Origin of the sequence: Micromonospora sp. NPDC023966 (assembly GCF_040639095.1) — a bacterium.
Classification (GTDB): Bacteria; Actinomycetota; Actinomycetes; order Mycobacteriales; family Micromonosporaceae; genus Micromonospora.
In genome coordinates, this window is sequence record NZ_JBEZZJ010000001.1 from 234,409 (window position 1) to 250,857 (window position 16,449).

Annotated in this window: 17 protein-coding genes, 2 tRNA genes and 1 pseudogene; 12 read left to right on the top strand and 8 right to left on the bottom strand. The window is 70.2% G+C overall.

Annotation, left to right across the window (positions count from 1 at the left end; genetic code table 11):
- The first annotated feature begins 6 nt into the window (after positions 1-6).
- Positions 7-1,140 carry a DNA replication/repair protein RecF gene (gene recF / locus AB0F68_RS01085; protein ID WP_357331861.1) on the top strand — a complete coding sequence of 378 codons (1,134 nt, stop codon included), beginning with the start codon at positions 7-9 and terminating at the stop codon, positions 1,138-1,140.
- Positions 1,130-1,741, top strand: coding sequence for a DciA family protein (locus tag AB0F68_RS01090; RefSeq protein WP_357331863.1), 612 nt, complete (start codon positions 1,130-1,132; stop codon positions 1,739-1,741). The genes recF and AB0F68_RS01090 overlap by 11 nt, the downstream gene beginning before the upstream one ends.
- A gap of 3 nt (positions 1,742-1,744) precedes the next feature.
- On the opposite strand, the gene AB0F68_RS01095 is transcribed toward AB0F68_RS01090, so the two are convergent.
- A complete protein-coding gene (locus AB0F68_RS01095) occupies positions 1,745-1,972 on the bottom strand; it encodes a hypothetical protein (protein WP_357331865.1) in 228 nt (75 codons plus the stop codon).
- 98 nt (positions 1,973-2,070) lie between these two features.
- On the opposite strand from AB0F68_RS01095, the gene AB0F68_RS01100 reads away from it, so the two are divergent.
- On the top strand, positions 2,071-2,562 hold the full coding sequence (locus AB0F68_RS01100; RefSeq protein WP_357331867.1) for a MarR family transcriptional regulator: 492 nt from the start codon (positions 2,071-2,073) through the stop codon (positions 2,560-2,562).
- Here AB0F68_RS01100 and AB0F68_RS01105 read toward each other — a convergent pair.
- Complete coding sequence (locus AB0F68_RS01105) at positions 2,547-3,101, bottom strand: hypothetical protein (RefSeq protein ID WP_357331869.1); 555 nt, start codon at positions 3,099-3,101, stop codon at positions 2,547-2,549. The two genes, AB0F68_RS01100 and AB0F68_RS01105, sit on opposite strands and share 16 nt — an antisense overlap.
- Before the next feature lie 527 nt (positions 3,102-3,628).
- Between AB0F68_RS01105 and gyrB the strand changes: the two genes are divergently transcribed.
- From gyrB to AB0F68_RS01135, 6 genes are all read left to right on the top strand, one after another.
- The gene (gyrB, locus tag AB0F68_RS01110; protein ID WP_357331871.1) at positions 3,629-5,575 is read left to right on the top strand and encodes a DNA topoisomerase (ATP-hydrolyzing) subunit B; all 1,947 of its coding nucleotides are present in this window, start codon (positions 3,629-3,631) and stop codon (positions 5,573-5,575) included.
- Between the two features lie 130 nt (positions 5,576-5,705).
- Complete coding sequence (gene gyrA / locus AB0F68_RS01115; RefSeq protein WP_357331873.1) at positions 5,706-8,231, top strand: DNA gyrase subunit A; 2,526 nt, start codon at positions 5,706-5,708, stop codon at positions 8,229-8,231.
- A 3-nt stretch (positions 8,232-8,234) separates the two neighbouring features.
- Entirely contained in the window at positions 8,235-9,143 is a 909-nt protein-coding gene (locus AB0F68_RS01120; RefSeq protein WP_357331875.1) for a DUF3566 domain-containing protein, read from the top strand.
- Between the two features lie 150 nt (positions 9,144-9,293).
- Positions 9,294-9,367 (top strand) — tRNA-Ile (locus AB0F68_RS01125).
- Between the two features lie 43 nt (positions 9,368-9,410).
- Positions 9,411-9,539: a DLW-39 family protein gene (locus AB0F68_RS01130; protein ID WP_357331877.1), complete on the top strand. Its 129-nt coding sequence runs from the start codon at positions 9,411-9,413 to the stop codon at positions 9,537-9,539.
- Between the two features lie 45 nt (positions 9,540-9,584).
- A tRNA-Ala gene (locus AB0F68_RS01135) sits at positions 9,585-9,657 on the top strand.
- A 326-nt stretch (positions 9,658-9,983) separates the two neighbouring features.
- Here AB0F68_RS01135 and AB0F68_RS01140 read toward each other — a convergent pair.
- From AB0F68_RS01140 to AB0F68_RS01150, 3 genes and pseudogenes are all read right to left on the bottom strand, one after another.
- On the bottom strand, positions 9,984-10,229 hold the full coding sequence (locus AB0F68_RS01140; protein WP_357332856.1) for a hypothetical protein: 246 nt from the start codon (positions 10,227-10,229) through the stop codon (positions 9,984-9,986).
- A 121-nt stretch (positions 10,230-10,350) separates the two neighbouring features.
- Positions 10,351-11,250 (bottom strand): annotated as a pseudogene (locus AB0F68_RS01145) (low temperature requirement protein A); the annotation flags it as partial.
- A gap of 169 nt (positions 11,251-11,419) precedes the next feature.
- Entirely contained in the window at positions 11,420-12,601 is a 1,182-nt protein-coding gene (locus AB0F68_RS01150; RefSeq protein WP_357331879.1) for a low temperature requirement protein A, read from the bottom strand.
- Between the two features lie 200 nt (positions 12,602-12,801).
- Between AB0F68_RS01150 and AB0F68_RS01155 the strand changes: the two genes are divergently transcribed.
- Both AB0F68_RS01155 and AB0F68_RS01160 read left to right on the top strand, forming a co-directional pair.
- Entirely contained in the window at positions 12,802-13,323 is a 522-nt protein-coding gene (locus AB0F68_RS01155) for a hypothetical protein (RefSeq protein ID WP_357331881.1), read from the top strand.
- A gap of 61 nt (positions 13,324-13,384) precedes the next feature.
- Positions 13,385-13,885, top strand: a complete 501-nt coding sequence (locus tag AB0F68_RS01160; RefSeq protein ID WP_357331883.1) for a DinB family protein — start codon at positions 13,385-13,387, stop codon at positions 13,883-13,885.
- A gap of 51 nt (positions 13,886-13,936) precedes the next feature.
- Here AB0F68_RS01160 and AB0F68_RS01165 read toward each other — a convergent pair whose 3' ends face one another.
- On the bottom strand, positions 13,937-14,527 hold the full coding sequence (locus AB0F68_RS01165) for a dienelactone hydrolase family protein (protein ID WP_357331885.1): 591 nt from the start codon (positions 14,525-14,527) through the stop codon (positions 13,937-13,939).
- A gap of 63 nt (positions 14,528-14,590) precedes the next feature.
- Here AB0F68_RS01165 and AB0F68_RS01170 point away from each other — a divergent pair, with 63 nt between their 5' ends.
- A complete protein-coding gene (locus AB0F68_RS01170) occupies positions 14,591-15,190 on the top strand; it encodes a helix-turn-helix domain-containing protein (RefSeq protein WP_357331887.1) in 600 nt (199 codons plus the stop codon).
- Here AB0F68_RS01170 and AB0F68_RS01175 read toward each other — a convergent pair.
- Both AB0F68_RS01175 and AB0F68_RS01180 read right to left on the bottom strand, forming a co-directional pair.
- On the bottom strand, positions 15,184-15,441 hold the full coding sequence (locus tag AB0F68_RS01175; RefSeq protein WP_357331889.1) for a hypothetical protein: 258 nt from the start codon (positions 15,439-15,441) through the stop codon (positions 15,184-15,186). The two genes, AB0F68_RS01170 and AB0F68_RS01175, sit on opposite strands and share 7 nt — an antisense overlap.
- A 68-nt stretch (positions 15,442-15,509) precedes the next feature.
- Positions 15,510-16,400: an aminoglycoside phosphotransferase family protein gene (locus AB0F68_RS01180; RefSeq protein WP_357332857.1), complete on the bottom strand. Its 891-nt coding sequence runs from the start codon at positions 16,398-16,400 to the stop codon at positions 15,510-15,512.
- Between the last annotated feature and the right edge of the window lie 49 nt (positions 16,401-16,449).

The following is a 16,449-nucleotide window of genomic DNA, read 5'->3' on the forward strand; positions in this document are numbered from 1 at the left end:
CAGCCTGTGTACGTCCGCCGGCTCGAACTGGTCGACTTCCGCTCGTACGAGCGGGTCGGCGTCGATCTGGAGCCGGGGCCGAACGTGCTGGTCGGCGCGAACGGCGTCGGCAAGACCAACCTGGTCGAGGCGTTGGGCTACGTGGCGACCCTGGATTCGCACCGGGTCGCCACGGACGCTCCGCTGGTCCGGATGGGCGCCACCTCGGCGGTGATCCGCTGCGCGGTGGTGCACGAGGGCCGGGAGCTCCTGATCGAGCTGGAGATCGTCCCGGGCAAGGCCAACCGGGCCCGGCTGGGCCGGTCCCCGGCCCGCCGCGCCCGGGACGTGCTCGGCGCGCTGCGGCTGGTGCTCTTCGCTCCGGAGGACCTGGAACTGGTCCGCGGCGACCCGGCCGAGCGCCGGCGCTACCTGGACGACCTGCTGGTCACCCGCCAGCCCCGGTACGCCGGGGTGCGCGCCGACTACGAGCGGGTGGTCAAGCAGCGCAACGCGCTGCTGCGGACGGCGTACCTGGCCCGGAAGACGGGCGGCACGCGGGGCGGGGACCTGTCCACCCTCGCCGTCTGGGACACCCACCTGGCGCACCACGGCGCGGAGCTGCTCGCCGGCCGGCTGGAGCTGGTCGCCGCGCTGACCCCGCACGTGGCGAAGGCGTACGACGCGGTGGCGGCGGGCCGGGGCGCGGCGGGGATCGCGTACCGGCCGTCGGTGGAGCTGCCCGAGTCGACCACCGACCGGGCGGCGCTGGTCGAGGCGCTCGCCGAGGCGCTGACCGCGAACCGGTCGGCGGAGATCGAACGGGGCACCACGCTGGTGGGCCCGCACCGGGACGACCTGGCGCTCACCCTCGGCCCGCTGCCCGCCAAGGGGTACGCCAGCCACGGCGAGTCCTGGTCGTACGCGCTGGCGCTGCGGCTGGCCGGGTACGACCTGCTGCGCGCCGACGGGATCGAGCCGGTGCTGGTGCTGGACGACGTCTTCGCCGAGTTGGACGCCGGCCGGCGGGAGCGGCTGGCCGAGCTGGTCGGCGGCGCGAGCCAGCTCCTGGTGACCTGCGCGGTGGATGACGACGTGCCGGCGACCCTGCGGGGCACCCGGTACGCGGTGGGCGAGGGGACGGTACGTCGTGTCGGATGAGGTGCAGCTCCCGCCCGCCCGGCTGGGGCCGGGACGCGATGCGCGTACCCCTGAGGGACCGGAACCGAAGCCGGGCGGCGAGGCCGGCGCGGACCTGCCGGACGGGGCGTCCGGGCCGGAGTTGGCCCGGGCGGTGCTGGACGCGGCGAAGGCCCGCCGGCAGGCGGCGGGCGGCCGGCGGCGCAGCGCGGTCCGCGGCGACGGCGAGAAGCGGCTGCGCGGCTACTCGGGCCCCGGGCCGGACCCGCGCGACCCGCAGCCGCTCGGCGCGGTGCTGGACAAGCTGGTCAAGGCGCGCGGCTGGCAGCAGCCGGCGGCGGAGGCGACGGTCTTCGGCGCGTGGGAGCGGGTGGTCGGGCCGGAGGTGGCGCAGCACAGCCGCCCGGTGAAGCTGGAGAACGGCGAGCTGACCGTGGAGGCCCGCTCGACGGCCTGGGCCACCCAGCTGCGGCTGCTCGCCGGCTCGCTGCTCAAGCAGATCGCCAGCGAGGTGGGCCACAACGTGGTGCGCAAGCTGCACATCCACGGCCCGGCCGCGCCCTCCTGGTCGCGCGGCCCACGCCGGGTGCGCGGCCGCGGCCCCCGCGACACCTACGGCTGACCGTCACCGGTCGGCGCGGCGGGCCTCCCGCTGAGCGCGCTTGAGCTCCCGCTGCTCGCGGCTCCACTGCTTGCGTCGCTCCAGGTCCTGCTTCCACGCCTCGCGGGCCAGCCGCGAGCCGCCCTGCACCGCGCCCTGTACCTGGGAGGGGCCGGCGAGGTTCTGGAACACCCAGCCCATCAGGCGACCGCCCTTGCCGGAAGCGTCGCCCACCTGCTCGTCGTCGCTCATCCGTCTGCCATCTCCCTCGCCGACCGCACATAATTGGTGTACCAATAATTGGTACACCAATCATTGCTACGATCGCAACGACGACGAGGAGGACGTGGGTGGCCGACCGGATCGAGGGCGATCCCCTGGCGCTGGAGGAGCAGGTGTGCTTCGCGCTCTCCGTCGCCGCGCGCGGCGTCGTCGCGGTCTACCGCCCGCTGCTGGAGCCGATGGGGCTCACCCATCCGCAGTACCTGGTCATGCTGGCGCTCTGGCAGCACGCGCCGCTGTCCGTGCGGGAGTTGAGCCGGCTGCTCCAGCTCGACCCGGGCACGCTGTCACCGCTGCTGAAGCGCCTGGAGGCCGCCGGCTACGTGCGGCGGGAGCGGGACGCGTCCGACGAGCGCAGCCTGGCCGTCACGCTCACCGCCAGCGGTCAGGCCCTCCGGGCACAGGCCGAGCGGATCCCGCCGGCGATCGTGCAGCGGCTCGGCCTGCCGCTGGCGGACCTGCGGCACCTGCACACCGTGCTGACCGAGGTGATCGCGGCGGCCAACCGGGCCGCGACGGCCGAGCCCGGCGCCGCGCAGCCTGGTCAGGCGTCGGCGTAGACCGCGAAGCCGCGCTCGGCGCAGCGCCGGTAGAAGGCGGCGAGCACGCTCAGCTCGGCACAGGTGAAGTTCCACTGCGGCGGTTCGCCACTCTCGTCACGCAGCTTGTCCAGCCGGCTTTCCAGCCAGCGGAGCTGCTGCTCGGCCAGCCGCCCGTCGCCGAGCAGCGACCGCAGTACCTCGCTCACCGACTCGAAGGTGACCGACTCACCGAACGGGCGGTGCCGGGCGATGAACTTCTCCACGCCGTCGGCGATCCAGGCGCAGCCGTCCGGGTCGATCACCGGGTCCTCGTCCTCGGCCGAGTTCTCCGTGGCGTAGAGCACATTTTCCAGGCCGAGGATGAGGTCGACCAGCTCGGTGTAAGCGGTCGCCCGCACTGTGCCGGTCTTCGCGATCAACTCGGCCAGCGCGGCGGTCGGGGCCGAGATGCGTGGCATGTCCACGATCTCGCCGAAGTCGACGAACTCGGCCGGAGCGACCGGATCGTAGAAGCGGCCGGTCCGCGGCCAGTGCACCGCGACGTTGTCCAGCCCCATCTGGCGTCACCTCTCAGCAAGCACGTTGTCCGACCGATCGGGTCGATCGTCCCGGTTCCGGCCACGAAAGATCAAGACCGCCGCGGCAGCGCCGCAAAAGGTACGGCACGGCAGGTCCCACCGCGACCCCCGGTCGGTCACCTGCCGGTGCCGATCCGGTGCCGGTCGCGCCCTCGATCAGGGCCTCGCGTGTAGGGGGAGTCGCGGACAGCGCGATTCGGCCCCCTACGGCAATCTCAGCCGCCCCGCAGGGGGTGCCGAGTGGCGGTTTGGTCGGCTGCGCAGAGTAAGATTGACGGCGAGACGAAAGACCCGACACGGAGCGGCGGACAGGGGCCCCAGGGCCCTTGATCATTGTCCCGCATCGGGTCGAGCCGATCGCGATCCGCGGGCAACCGCGGCGACCGGCGTACGCGTTCCGTGACCTGGAGATCTTCCGGACCGGTCCGCGCGCGCCGACGTCGCGTCCTGTCCGCCGAACCCGCGCCCCGCGCTCTGGCGCGGTCGGTGCGAGAAAGTGGCCGAGGGTGGCAGCGGAGGACAACAAGAAGTACGGCGCCGAGTCGATCACCGTTCTCGAGGGCCTGGAGGCGGTCCGGAAGCGGCCCGGTATGTACATCGGGTCCACCGGTGAACGCGGCCTGCACCACCTCGTGTGGGAGGTCGTCGACAACGCGGTGGACGAGGCGCTGGCCGGCTACTGCGACACCATCGACGTGGTGCTGCTGGCCGACGGCGGGGTTCGGGTCACCGACAACGGGCGCGGCTTCCCGGTCGACCTCCACCCGAAGCTGAAGAAGCCGGGTGTCGAGGTCGCGCTGACCGTGCTGCACGCGGGCGGCAAGTTCGACGGCAAGGCGTACGCGGTCTCCGGCGGCCTGCACGGCGTCGGCGTGTCGGTAGTGAACGCGCTCTCCACCCGGATGGCCGTGGAGATCCACAAGGACGGCTTCGTCTGGCGGCAGCAGTACCACAACTCGAAGCCGAGCGCGCTGGAGAAGGGCGAGACGACCGACCGCACCGGCTCGGCGGTCTCCTTCTGGCCCGACGCCGACGTGTTCGAGACGGTCGACTTCGACTTCCAGACCATCTACCGGCGCCTGCAGGAGATGGCCTTCCTCAATCGGGGCCTCACCATCCACCTGCTCGACGAGCGGGTCGAGGAGGGCGAGGAGGGCAAGCCCCGCGAGGTGACCTTCCTCTACAAGGGCGGCATCGCCGACTTCGTCCGGCACCTCAACGCCTCGAAGAACCCGATCCACAAGACGGTGGTCGAGTTCGGCGCCGAGGAGGAGGGCATGTCGGTCGAGATCGCCATGCAGTGGAACGAGTCGTACGGCGAGTCGGTCTACACCTTCGCCAACACGATCAACACGCACGAGGGCGGCACCCACGAGGAGGGCTTCCGGGCCGCGCTGACCAGCGTGGTCAACCGCTACGGCGCGGACAAGAAGCTGCTCAAGAGCGACGAGAAGCTCTCCGGCGAGGACATCCGCGAGGGCCTGGCCGCGATCATCTCGGTCAAGCTGGCCAACCCGCAGTTCGAGGGTCAGACCAAGACCAAGCTCGGCAACACCCCGGTGAAGAGCTTCGTGCAGCGGGTCTGCAACGAGTGGCTGGTCGACTGGTTCGACCGCAACCCGGCCGAGGCCAAGACCATCATTCAGAAGGCGTCCCAGGCGGCCCGGGCCCGGATCGCCGCCCAGCAGGCGCGCAAGCTGGCCCGGCGCAAGTCGCTGCTGGAGTCCGGCTCGATGCCGGGCAAGCTGGCCGACTGCCAGTCCACCGACCCGCGCGAGTCCGAGGTGTTCATCGTCGAGGGTGACTCCGCCGGCGGCTCGGCCAAGCAGGGGCGCGACCCGCGTACCCAGGCGATCCTGCCGATCCGCGGCAAGATCCTCAACGTGGAGAAGGCCCGGATCGACCGGGTGCTGAAGAACAACGAGGTCCAGGCGCTCATCACCGCGCTGGGCACCGGCATCCACGACGACTTCGACATCGAGAAGCTGCGCTACCACAAGATCGTGCTGATGGCCGACGCCGACGTCGACGGCCAGCACATCCAGACGCTGCTGCTCACCCTGCTGTTCCGCTTCATGCGACCACTGGTCGAGCTGGGCCACGTCTACCTGGCCGCCCCGCCGCTCTACAAGATCAAGTGGAACAAGAAGGGCGACGACGCGCAGTACGCGTACTCGGACCGCGAGCGGGACGGGCTCATCGCGCTGCGCCAGCAGAAGAAGCCCAACGCCCGGCCGGACGACATCCAGCGGTTCAAGGGCCTCGGCGAGATGAACTACCCCGAGCTGTGGGAGACCACGATGAACCCGGCCACCCGCACCCTGCGTCAGGTGACGCTCGACGACGCCGCAACCGCCGACGAGCTGTTCAGCGTGTTGATGGGCGAGGACGTCGAGGCGCGCCGGTCGTTCATCCAGCGCAACGCCAAGGACGTGCGGTTCCTGGACATCTGACGGACCGGGCCGGGTCGGCCGGTGATCCACCGGCCGACCCGGCGATCCACAGAGTTATCCACAGCCTGGCCGGTTTCCACAGCCGTTATCCACAGCACGAAAACGACTCTGAGTCTGATAAGGGTTAACAGTGACCGATACTCCCGAGTCCACCCCGAACGAGCCGGAGACCCCGGAGACACTGGCCGCGGTCGTGGCGCACGACCGGATCGAGCCGGTCGGCCTCGAGGTCGAGATGCAGCGCTCGTACCTCGACTACGCGATGAGCGTGATCGTCGGGCGGGCCCTGCCGGACGTCCGGGACGGGCTCAAGCCGGTCCACCGCAAGATCCTCTACGCCATGTTCGACTCCGGCTACCGGCCGGACCGCGGCTACGTGAAGTGCTCCCGTGTCGTCGGTGACGTGATGGGTCAGTTCCACCCGCACGGCGACTCGGCCATCTACGACGCGCTGGTCCGGATGGCGCAGCCCTGGTCGCTGCGCTACCCGCTGGTCGACGGCAACGGCAACTTCGGCTCGCCGGGCAACGACCCGGCCGCCGCCATGCGGTACACCGAGTGCAAGCTCGACCCGCTGGCCATGGAGATGCTCCGGGACATCGACGAGGACACCGTCGACCTCCAGGACAACTACGACGGCCGGGCCAAGGAACCCACCATCCTGCCGTCCCGCATCCCCAACCTGCTGATCAACGGCTCCGAGGGCATCGCGGTCGGCATGGCCACCAAGATCCCGCCGCACAACCTGCGCGAGATCGGCGCGGCCGTGCAGTGGTGCCTGGAGAACCCGGAGGCCGACGAGGCCACCACCCTCGAGGCGCTGCTGGAGATCGTCAAGGGCCCGGACTTCCCGACCCACGGCCTGATCGTCGGCCAGGCCGGCATCCAGGACGCCTACCGTACCGGGCGCGGCTCGATCCGGATGCGGGCCGTGGTCGAGGTCGAGGAGGACAAGCGCGGCCGGCCGGCGCTGGTGGTCAGCGAGCTGCCCTACCAGGTCAACCCGGACAACCTGGCCGAGCGGATCGCCGAGCTGATCAAGGAGGGGAAGCTCGCCGGCATCGCCGACATCCGCGACGAGTCCTCCGGCCGTACCGGCATGCGGATCGTGCTCGTGCTCAAGCGCGACGCGGTCGCCAAGGTGGTGCTGAACAACCTCTACAAGCACACCCAGCTCCAGGAGACCTTCGGCGCCAACATGCTGGCGCTGGTCGACGGCGTGCCGCGCACGCTCAACCTGGCCCAGTTCCTCCGCTACTACGTCGAGCACCAGATCGAGGTCATCCGCCGGCGGACCGCGTTCCGGCTGCGCAAGGCCGAGGAGCGGGCGCACATCCTGCGCGGTCTGGCCAAGGCGCTGGACGCCCTCGACGATGTGATCGCCCTGATCCGGCGCTCGCCCACGGTCGAGGACGCTCGCCAGGGCCTGATCCGGCTGCTGGACATCGACGAGGTCCAGGCGACCGCGATCCTGGACATGCAGCTGCGCCGGCTGGCCGCCCTGGAGCGGCAGCGGATCCTGGACGACCTGACCAAGCTCGAGGTGGAGATCGCCGACCTCAAGGACATCCTGGCCAAGCCCGAGCGGCAGCGGCGGATCGTCTCCGAGGAGCTGGGCGAGATCGTCGCCAAGTGGGGCGACGACCGGCGCACCAAGATCGTGCCGTTCGACGGCGAGGTCTCGATGGAGGACCTCATCGCCCGCGAGGACGTGGTCGTCACGATCACCCGCACCGGCTACGCCAAGCGCACCAAGGTCGACCTCTACCGCTCGCAGCGGCGCGGCGGCAAGGGCGTCAGCGGGGCGACGCTGCGGCAGGACGACATTGTCAGCCACTTCTTCGTATGCTCCACACACGACTGGATTCTGTTCTTCACGAACAAGGGCCGGGTCTACCGGGCCAAGGCGTACGAGCTTCCCGAAGCCAGTAGGGTGGCCAAGGGCCAGCACGTGGCCAACCTGCTCGCCTTCCAAGCGGACGAGCAGATCGCGCAGATCATCGAAATTCCGAACTACCAGGTGGCCCCCTACCTGGTACTGGCCACGAAGAACGGCCTGGTGAAGAAGACGCGGCTCGAGGAGTTCGACTCCAACCGTTCCGGCGGAGTCATCGCGATCAACCTGCGCGATGAGGACGAGCTGGTCGGTGCTGCCCTCGTCGCACCCACCGACGACCTGCTGCTGGTCTCCAAGAACGCTCAGGCCATCCGCTTCAACGCCAGCGACGAGGCGCTCCGCCCGATGGGCCGGGCCACCTCGGGCGTGATCGGCATGCGGTTCAGCGAGGAGGATGTCCTGCTGGCGATGGAGGTCGTCCGCGAGGGCATGGAAATGGACGTGCTGGTCGCGACGAACGGCGGATACGCGAAACGTACTCCGATCGAGGAATACCCGGTCCAGGGCCGGGGAGGTAAGGGCGTGCTGACTGCGAAGATCACCGAGCGACGCGGTGGTCTGGTCGGCGCGGTGGTGATCAGCCCGGACGACGAGCTGTTCGCCATCACCAGCAACGGTGGCGTCATCCGGACTCCGGTGAAGCCTGTACGCCGTACGCGGGACCGGAACACAATGGGGGTCAAGCTGATGGACCTCCCGGACGGCGTGACTATCGTGGCGATTGCTCGCAATGCCGACGAGCCTGACGAACAGGACTAGTTGATGACGGAGACACAGGCGAAGTCGGGGAACAAGGGGACCTCGGCCAACCCGGTCGACGAGGAGGCCGCACAGGGCGGCACACCAGCGACCGGCCGCGCGGCCGTGGGCCGGGCCACCGTCCCCGCCGACGCGCCTGCCCCGAAGTTCACCCGGGCACCCGGCATGGTCCCGCCGCCGGAGACGCCCGGCGAGGACTCGCGGCCGTCCGACCAGGCCGAGACCAAGGTCGACGCGCCGACGTCGGCCGACGGCCTGGCCGCCCCGGCCGCGGCGAAGCCCGCCACGACCCCGCAGCCGCCCAAGCCGGCCGCGGCCGCCGCGCCGTCCCCCGGCACCACCGGCACGCAGCCGCGCGTCGGAGGCGGCCTGGGCACCGCGCCGAAGCCGTCGCCGGACGGCGGTCGTCCGGGCGCCACAGGCCGCCCCGCCAACGGGGGCGGCCTGCCGCCGGGCATCAGCGGCGCCGCCGCCGTGGGGGCCGCCCGGGTGGGTGAGGCGGTACGCGCCGCGCGTACCTCCGTGACCTCGGCCGCGTCGCGCGGGCCGCGCCGGGCCCGGCTGAACCTCAAGCGGATCGACCCGTGGTCCGTGATGAAGTTCGCGTTCGCGGTCTCGGTGGTGCTCTTCATCGTGGTGGTCGTCGCCACCTCGGTGCTCTACCTGGCCCTGGACGCGATGGGCGTGTTCAAGAGCGTCAACGACAGCCTCACCGACCTGGTGAACGCCGGCGGCGGCCAGGGCGGCGGCGGCTTCCGGATCACGGCCAAGGGCGTGATCCTCAGCTCCGCGCTGATCGGCCTGGTCAACGTCGTGCTCTTCACCGCGCTGGCCACGCTGGGCGCGTTCGTCTACAACGTCTGCGCCGACCTGGTCGGCGGGATCGAGCTGACGCTCGCCGAGCGGGACTGAGCCTGACGACGACGCCGGGGCACCGCGTAAAGCGGTCGCCCCGGCGTCGCATGTCCGGGTAGGTTCATGGTGGCGCGGGTGAGCGCGCCGCCACGGCCCCCCGATTTGGGGGCCACGGCGGCGATGGGTTAACCTTGCTCGTCGCTACGCGGGGCTATAGCTCAGTCGGTTAGAGCGCAGAGCTGATAACTCTGAGGTCGCTGGTTCGATTCCAGCTAGCCCCACCGCACATCGTCCGACGGTAGTCGAGCGCGAGGGGTCAAGCCCATGTTCAAGAAGCTCCTGATCCTGGCCAGCGTCGTCGGCGTGGCCGCCGTCGTGGCCAAGAAGATCAAGGCCTCTAACGACGAGCGCGCTCTCTGGCACGAGGCGACCACCGCGCCCGACCTGCGCTGACCGCGCCTCCTCCGACTGCCAGCACCGGGCGAATGCGCCCGCCTCGGGGCCCTAGCTCAACTGGCAGAGCACTGCCTTTGCAAGGCAGGGGTTAGGGGTTCAAGTCCCCTGGGCTCCACTCTTACCGCCTCTGACCAGGCGTTTTCTCCAGGCAAGATCAAGCGGCACAGATCCGGCACAATCCAGCATTGATCTTGCGCCCTGTCAGCCTCGCGGCTTCCTCGCAGCGGCTTGCAGGATCGAGCCCACCAGGCCGCGTTGGCGCTCGGCTTCGACCACCAGTGCACGTACGTCTCCGGCGTGGTCTGCAGCGTCTTGTGCCGGAGTAGCCGCTGCACTTCCTGTGGCTCCGCGTGGTTCGTGATTAGCGTGGTCAACCCGTTGGTTCCCTCGCAGTGGCGTCCGTGACAGGGGAGTCTCGGAACGTTGGGTGACACTTTCTGGCTAGCGGGGCGGTGACGGCGGTTCGGGTGGGCGTCCTCGGGCGCGGGCTGTATCGGATAGGGCGATCGCGGCTAGGACGAGAGCAGCGGCGATGGCGATCACCAGCCGCGGCGCCCGGATCATCGCCGGTGAGATGGCGGCGAGCACCAGGACACCGATCAGCCGGTTTCGGGAAACGCGGGCGAAGACCGCGTACTCGAAGATGCCGCGCCCGGCCAGGAACAGCGCGGGTCCGCCGAGGATCATGGCGATCCAGACCGGCTCTGCGTGTCCGAACGGGTGGTCGAGGATGTGATCGACGCCAGTTGGCGGTGATGACGACGCCGGCCACCATGATCGGGTGGGAGTAGGTCGCCGAGATGCTGATTCGGAGCGGATCGGGGGCGGCTGCGATGGCTTCCGCCAACAGCTCCCCGGCGCGGTAGATATAGATCCGCCACAACAGCACGGTGGTGGTGAACGACACCAAGGCTGCAACGCTGTGCTCGGCCCCGAAGCCACTGGTGCCGAACGCCAGACCCGTGACCAGGATCAACTCGCCGAGCGCAATGATGAAAAACTGCCGGAAGCGCTCGGCCAAATGCTCGCCCAGGATCGCAAGCTCCGATCGCGCAAGGCGACCCAACCCCGGTGTGGGCAAGCGGAGTGCGGTCGTCGTGTAGTCGACGGCCACCGCCAGCGCCCACAGCGCCAGACGCGCCCTATCGTGCGCGACGGCTCCCGCGATCCACGGCACGGCGGACACGCCGGACCAGAAGAGTAACCGCAGGAAGACGCGCTGCGCCTCGTGGCCACGCACCAGGAGCGCGAGGACGACGCTGGAGCCAATCTGAACGGCAACGTACGCGCCCGCGAAGAATGGGCCCCGCTCGCGGAACGCCTCAGGCGCCGCGGCGGCCATCACCAGGACGCCAAGCATGGACGCGATGACCAGCAGCTGTATTGGCGGTCGTTGCGGATCGAACGTGTCGGTTGCCCCCGCAACGCGGGACCAGACCCACCACAGGGCCAGCAACAACACCAGCGTCTGGATGGTGCCGATCCACGTCAGATTCTGGAGCAGCCCCTGCGTGACCCGGAAGAGCGCGAGGACGAACACCAGGTCGAAGAACAGTTCCAGGAACGTTGCCTGCTGAGGCTGCCCCGGTCTCCGCAGCGGCCCGCCCGCCCTACTCATCGCCAAAGGCTCGCCCGCTTCTGCCGTTATTGTCCTTCTTGAACCAGTCGTACCATGCGACGGCTGTGGTGGATGCGGATGTGCTGCCATGGCCTGGGTCGAGCGGCGGCGTGCTACAGGCAGGGAAGTGTCAGCCCGGTTGAACCCGCCCAGATCTGTCCCAGCACATGCACGACAGCTGGCCTTGGTTGCTATGTGGTCCTGGTTGCGGGCGGTCTCTGGTCGTCGGCGGATCGTCAGCACCAGGTGACACTTCCGGCTAGCCGGGTGGTGACGGCGGCCCGGGCGGGCGTCTGCGAGCGCGGGCTGCGTCGGATATGGCGATCCCGGTCAGGACGACGGCAGCAGCGGTGGCGACCACGACTGGCGGAAGGGGGAGCATCGCCGGTGTCAGGGCGGCCAGCGCAAGGACGCCGATCGGTCGGGACCGGGACACGCGGCCGAATACCGCGTGCTCGAAGCGGGCGCGCCCGGCCAGGTACAGCGCGGGTCCGCCGAGGATGACGACGATCCAGGCCGGTGGGGTGTGCCCGAGTGGATGGGCGATGACGAGTTCGTCGCCGACGGCTGCAGCGACCACGCCGGCCACCATGACCAGGTGGGCGTATGACGCCCATCGGGCGAGGCGGACCGGGTCGGCAGACACGGCAATCGCTTCCGCCAGGACCTGCCCGGCGCGGTAGATGTAGATCCGCCACAGCAGCACGGTGGTCGCGACCGACACTGCGAACGCGGCGACCCTGTCCGCCGTGAAGCCGCCGCTGCTCAGCGTCAGTCCGGTAACGAGGATCAGCTCGCCGAGCGCGATGATGAAGAACTGCCGGTAGCGCTCGGACAGATGCTCGCCCGAGATCACAAGGTCTTGTTTGGGCGTACGGCCCGCCCCGGGGGTGGGGAAGCCGATTCTGCCTGCCGTGTGGTCAAGGACCACCGCGAGTGCCCACAACGCGCCACGCGCCGTACTGTGCACGAGCGCCCCCGCGATCCACGGCAGCGCCGACAGGCCGTACCAGAACAGCCCGCGCATGCCGATGCGCTGCAGTTCGTGGCCACGCAGAACGGCCACGAGGACGAGCCCGCGGCCGAGTTGGATGGCGACGTAGGCGCCTGCGAAGAACAGGCCCGTGTCGCCGAATGCCTCGGGCACCGCGGCCGCCATCACCAGGCTGCCGACCATGGTCGCGATGACCAGCGCCTGGACTACCGGTCGTTCCGGGTCCGTCCGGTCGGTCAGCCACGCGGTGCTGGACCAGACCCACCACATGGCCCCCAACAGCACCAGCGCCCGGAAGGCACCGCTCCACCCGAGATCCTCGGCCAGGCCGCGCGAGAGCTGAGAGAGCGCGAGGACGAACACCAGGTCGAAGAAGAGTTCCAGGAACGTGGCCCGCTGTGGATCCCCGGCTTTCCGCATCAGCTCGGCCGCGCTGCTCGTCGTCATCGGCTCGCCCGTTCTGCCAGCTCTGCTCCAGGTTTGGGGGGATTCTGACATGCGGTAGCGGCGGTGACCGCGGACGTGCTGCCGTGGACTGGACCGAGCGACCCGCGTTACACGGACGGGCGACGGTCGAGGCCGCGATCGGAAGGCTTCGGGGCTCCGCCGGGACCACCCAGCGCGTGCATTCGTCTTACTCTCAGCCCATGCCGCAACAGGTCCTGGCCCGCGCCGCAGTAGCCGGGCTGGTGCTGGTCGGTGTTGTGGCCCTGTGTGCTCCGAGGGTGCACGAACTTACGCAGAATTCCGGCCCGCTTGAGGAGATCCCGTGCACAGAAAGCGATCACCGCTTGGCCGAGCAGTTGACACGAGATCCTGTGCTGACCTCGCCTCCGCCCGGCACCACCCTCGACCGCATCGAACAGTTCCCCTGCGGCGATGAGAGCGACCGATGGGGGCGTGTCAGTGCGGACATCGGCCTGCCGCCGGGCACGACGATGGACCCGGTTCTCACCCACTACCGCACCCTGCTGACAGCGGGTCATTGGAGAATCTCGCCAGAGCCAGGACAGACGAACCTGTTCTGCGCGGACCGCGTGATCAACGGGCAACAGGTCCGTCTGCTCCTCGGGTACGGGCGGGCTATGCCCGGTCCACTCACCTACGGGGAGATTGTGATTGAGATCAGCTTTCCACCCCGTCGGGAAAACCTTGGCTGCCACAGATGACGACATGCCCCGGCTGGTCCCCCGGCATATGACGACGGCCGCGTTGCCCGAGAGGATGACCATGACCTCCACCTGCACGATGACCGCGGAAGCCGTTGCCCTGCAACACTTCCTCGACGCCCAGCGGGCCAGTGCGCTCGCGATCCTCGACGGGCTCACCGACGAGCAGTTGCGGACCTCGATCCTGCCCTCGGGGTGGACGCCGCTCGGGCTGATCAAGCATCTGGGTTATGCCGAGCGCCACTGGTTCCAAAGGGTGTTCCGCGGAACCGCGGTCGATGTGCCATGGCCCGATGACGACGAGGGGCTGATGACCGCGGCGCATCCGGTGGCGGAGGTGTTCGCCTTCTATCGGGAGCAGTGCGAACGAGCTGACGCCCTGCTGGCCACCACGCCGCTGGACGCGAAGCCGGTCGGTCGACACGGCGGTGACCTGGACGACGAGGTCGCCGATCTGCGCGCGATCGTTCTCCACATGATCGAGGAGACCGCCCGGCATCTCGGCCACCTCGACGTCGCGCGCGAGCTCCTCGACGGTCGCACCGGCCTCGGGCCGCGCTAACACCAACTCCTTGCCGGCCGCGCCGGCGTCGCGGGTCGTGCCACTGACGGTTCAGCCTAGGCGGTCGAGGAACTCCCGCGAGCGGCGTACCACCAGCGCCGTGGCGTCCGCGTCGTAGGACGGCAGCGAGCTGTCGGTGAACAGGTGTGCCTCGCCCGGGTAGACGAACAGCTCGCCCCGCTCGGGTCCGACGATGCCGACCAGCTCGCGGGCGGAGTCGACGTCGCCTTCCAGGGCGAAGAACGGGTCCTTGTCCATGCCGTGGATCTGCACCGGGACGCCGTCCGGCCACGGACCGACGGCCCACTCGCCGGTGACCGGCAGGCAGGACTCGTAGAGCAGGGCGCCGCGGGCGTTGGGCCGGGTCTGGGCGAGTCGCTGGGCGGTGGCGGCACCCCAGGAGAAGCCGGCGTAGACGAGATCCTTCGGCAGGTCGGCCACGATCCGGTCGGCGCGGTCGTCGAGCACCTCGCCGCCGATGCGCTTCGTCAGGGCGGCGCCGTCCTGGAGGGTCGCCGGCCGCTCGCCGTCGAACAGGTCGGGGGTGTGCACGGTGTGCCCGCCGGCGCGCAGTTGGTCGGCGAACGCGCGTACGCCGTCGGTGAGCCCCTGCAGGTGATGGAAGAGAACGATGTCGGCCATCTCTAGACTCCTGTCAACGAACCAGAGCGATCGAATGATCCAGAATTGTAGAACGGTCGAGAAATGTCGGTCAATCAGCAGATCCCGGATTACGACCTCGACGAGATGCTCGTGGTCACCACGCCCGAGCAGCTGCGCGCCCTCGCCGACCCGCTGCGCGCCACCCTCCTGGAGCTGGTCCTGGAGCGGGCCGCCACGGTCAACGAGATGGCGCGGGCGGTCGACCGTCCGAAGAGCAGCGTGGCCTACCACGTGAACCTGCTGGTCGACGCCGGCCTGCTCCAGGTGGTGCGGACCCGGCGGGTCCGGGCTATCGAGGAGCGTTTCTACGGCCGGGTCGCCCGCACCTTCTACGTCGGTGTGCTCAACCGGCCGGAGGACAAGCAGGTCGCGGCGCGCATCAACGGCCTCGCCGAGGCGGCCGCCGAGGCCGCCGCGGCCCACGCCGCCGACGACCTGCGGTGCACGCTCGTGCACGCGCGCATCCCGATCGAGGAGGTGCGGGCGTTCTGGGCGGAGGTCCAGGAGCTCGCCCGCCGCTTCGCCCAGATCCCCCGCTCCGGCGACCAGGTGTACGGCTTCGTCGCCGGCCTCTACCCCACCGACGCGCCCACCCTCCCGGACACCGAGCACGACCCGGCCGACCGGCCCGACGGTCAGTAGTGGTGGACGGCGTCGTGGAGCACGTCGGCGACGAGCTGCCAGGACGGCTGGGCCGGTCCCGGTCGGCCGGCCCGGCGCTGGAGGCGTACCCGGTCGCGGAGCTGGGTGGCGCAGGCCGCCAGGAACTGGTCGAGTTCCAGGTTCACCACGGCGTCCGGTGCCCGGGCCACGTCATCGGCGAGCCACTGCAGCCAGGTGACCAGGTCGTCGGCGCTCTCGACGGGCTTACGCGGGCGGTCGTCGTCGGTCATTCGTCCCTCCTCGGGCCCGCCGGTTGCCGGCGGAGCACCACGACCGTGTCTACCCGCCGGCGCGCGGTTCAGCGGGCGGCGTCGGCGAGCACCTCGCGCAGCGCGTGGGAGGTCTGCCGGACGATCCCCGGGTTGGTGTCCCAGTAGTAGGGCAGGGCGATCACCGCCTGGAGCAGCGCCCAGCCCCGGCCGCGCAGCCAGGAGGCGTCGTCGACGGCCAGTTCGGCACGGAACCGGGCGCGACTGCGGCCGGTGAAGACGTTCCACGCCGGTTGCAGGTCGCAGGCCGGGTCGCCGACGTTGAGCCCGCCGAAGTCGATGACCGCGGAGAGCCGGCCGTCGACCACCAGCAGGTTGCCGGGCAGCAGGTCACCGTGCAGCCAGAGTCCCGGCCCGTCCCAGGCCGGTGCGTCCAGCGACTCCTGCCAGGCGCGCAGCACCGCGTCACCGTCGACCCGGTTGCCGAGCCGGCGTACCGCGTCGCGCACCCCCTCGTCCAGTTCGGCGAGGTCGGCGCCGCGGGAGCGGGGCGGCCGGGGGTACGCGCCGGTGGTGTCGATCCGCCGCAGCGCGGCGACGAAGCCGGCCAGGTCGACCGCCGCCCGGTCCAGGTCGTACAGGGCGGCGCTGGCGTTCTCGCCCGGCAACCACCGGTAGACGGACCAGTCGAAGGGGTAACCCTCGACGGGACGGCCCATGGCCAGCGGCACGGGCACGGCGAGCGGCAGGTGCGGGGCCAGCCGGGGCAGCCACTCGGCCTCCCGAGCCGCCTGCTCGGTGGCCCAGCCGATCCGGGGCAGCCGTACCGCCAGGTCGTCGCCGAGCCGGTAGACGTCGTGGTCCGTCCCGTACGAGCGAACGAGGCGGAGCGGCCGGTCGGCCCAGTGCGGGAACTGCCCGGCGAGCAGCCGGCGGACCAGGTCGACGTCGGTCAGCACCTCGTCGGCGTGCATCTTCATCCGGCTCACGGCGACGATCATGGAGCGGCCCCGGTGCGGGACGCAACCG

Coding starts and splice junctions, on each gene's coding strand:
- AB0F68_RS01095 (WP_357331865.1), bottom strand. CDS start 1,972: ATGAGCGACGACGAGCAGGTGGGCGACGCTTCCGGCAAGGGCGGTCGC.
- AB0F68_RS01105 (WP_357331869.1), bottom strand. CDS start 3,101: ATGGGGCTGGACAACGTCGCGGTGCACTGGCCGCGGACCGGCCGCTTC.
- AB0F68_RS01120 (WP_357331875.1), top strand. CDS start 8,235: ATGACGGAGACACAGGCGAAGTCGGGGAACAAGGGGACCTCGGCCAAC.
- AB0F68_RS01130 (WP_357331877.1), top strand. CDS start 9,411: ATGTTCAAGAAGCTCCTGATCCTGGCCAGCGTCGTCGGCGTGGCCGCC.
- AB0F68_RS01140 (WP_357332856.1), bottom strand. CDS start 10,229: ATGATCCTCGGCGGACCCGCGCTGTTCCTGGCCGGGCGCGGCATCTTC.
- AB0F68_RS01150 (WP_357331879.1), bottom strand. CDS start 12,601: ATGACGACGAGCAGCGCGGCCGAGCTGATGCGGAAAGCCGGGGATCCA.
- AB0F68_RS01155 (WP_357331881.1), top strand. CDS start 12,802: ATGCCGCAACAGGTCCTGGCCCGCGCCGCAGTAGCCGGGCTGGTGCTG.
- AB0F68_RS01160 (WP_357331883.1), top strand. CDS start 13,385: ATGACCTCCACCTGCACGATGACCGCGGAAGCCGTTGCCCTGCAACAC.
- AB0F68_RS01165 (WP_357331885.1), bottom strand. CDS start 14,527: ATGGCCGACATCGTTCTCTTCCATCACCTGCAGGGGCTCACCGACGGC.
- AB0F68_RS01170 (WP_357331887.1), top strand. CDS start 14,591: ATGTCGGTCAATCAGCAGATCCCGGATTACGACCTCGACGAGATGCTC.
- AB0F68_RS01175 (WP_357331889.1), bottom strand. CDS start 15,441: ATGACCGACGACGACCGCCCGCGTAAGCCCGTCGAGAGCGCCGACGAC.
- AB0F68_RS01180 (WP_357332857.1), bottom strand. CDS start 16,400: ATGAAGATGCACGCCGACGAGGTGCTGACCGACGTCGACCTGGTCCGC.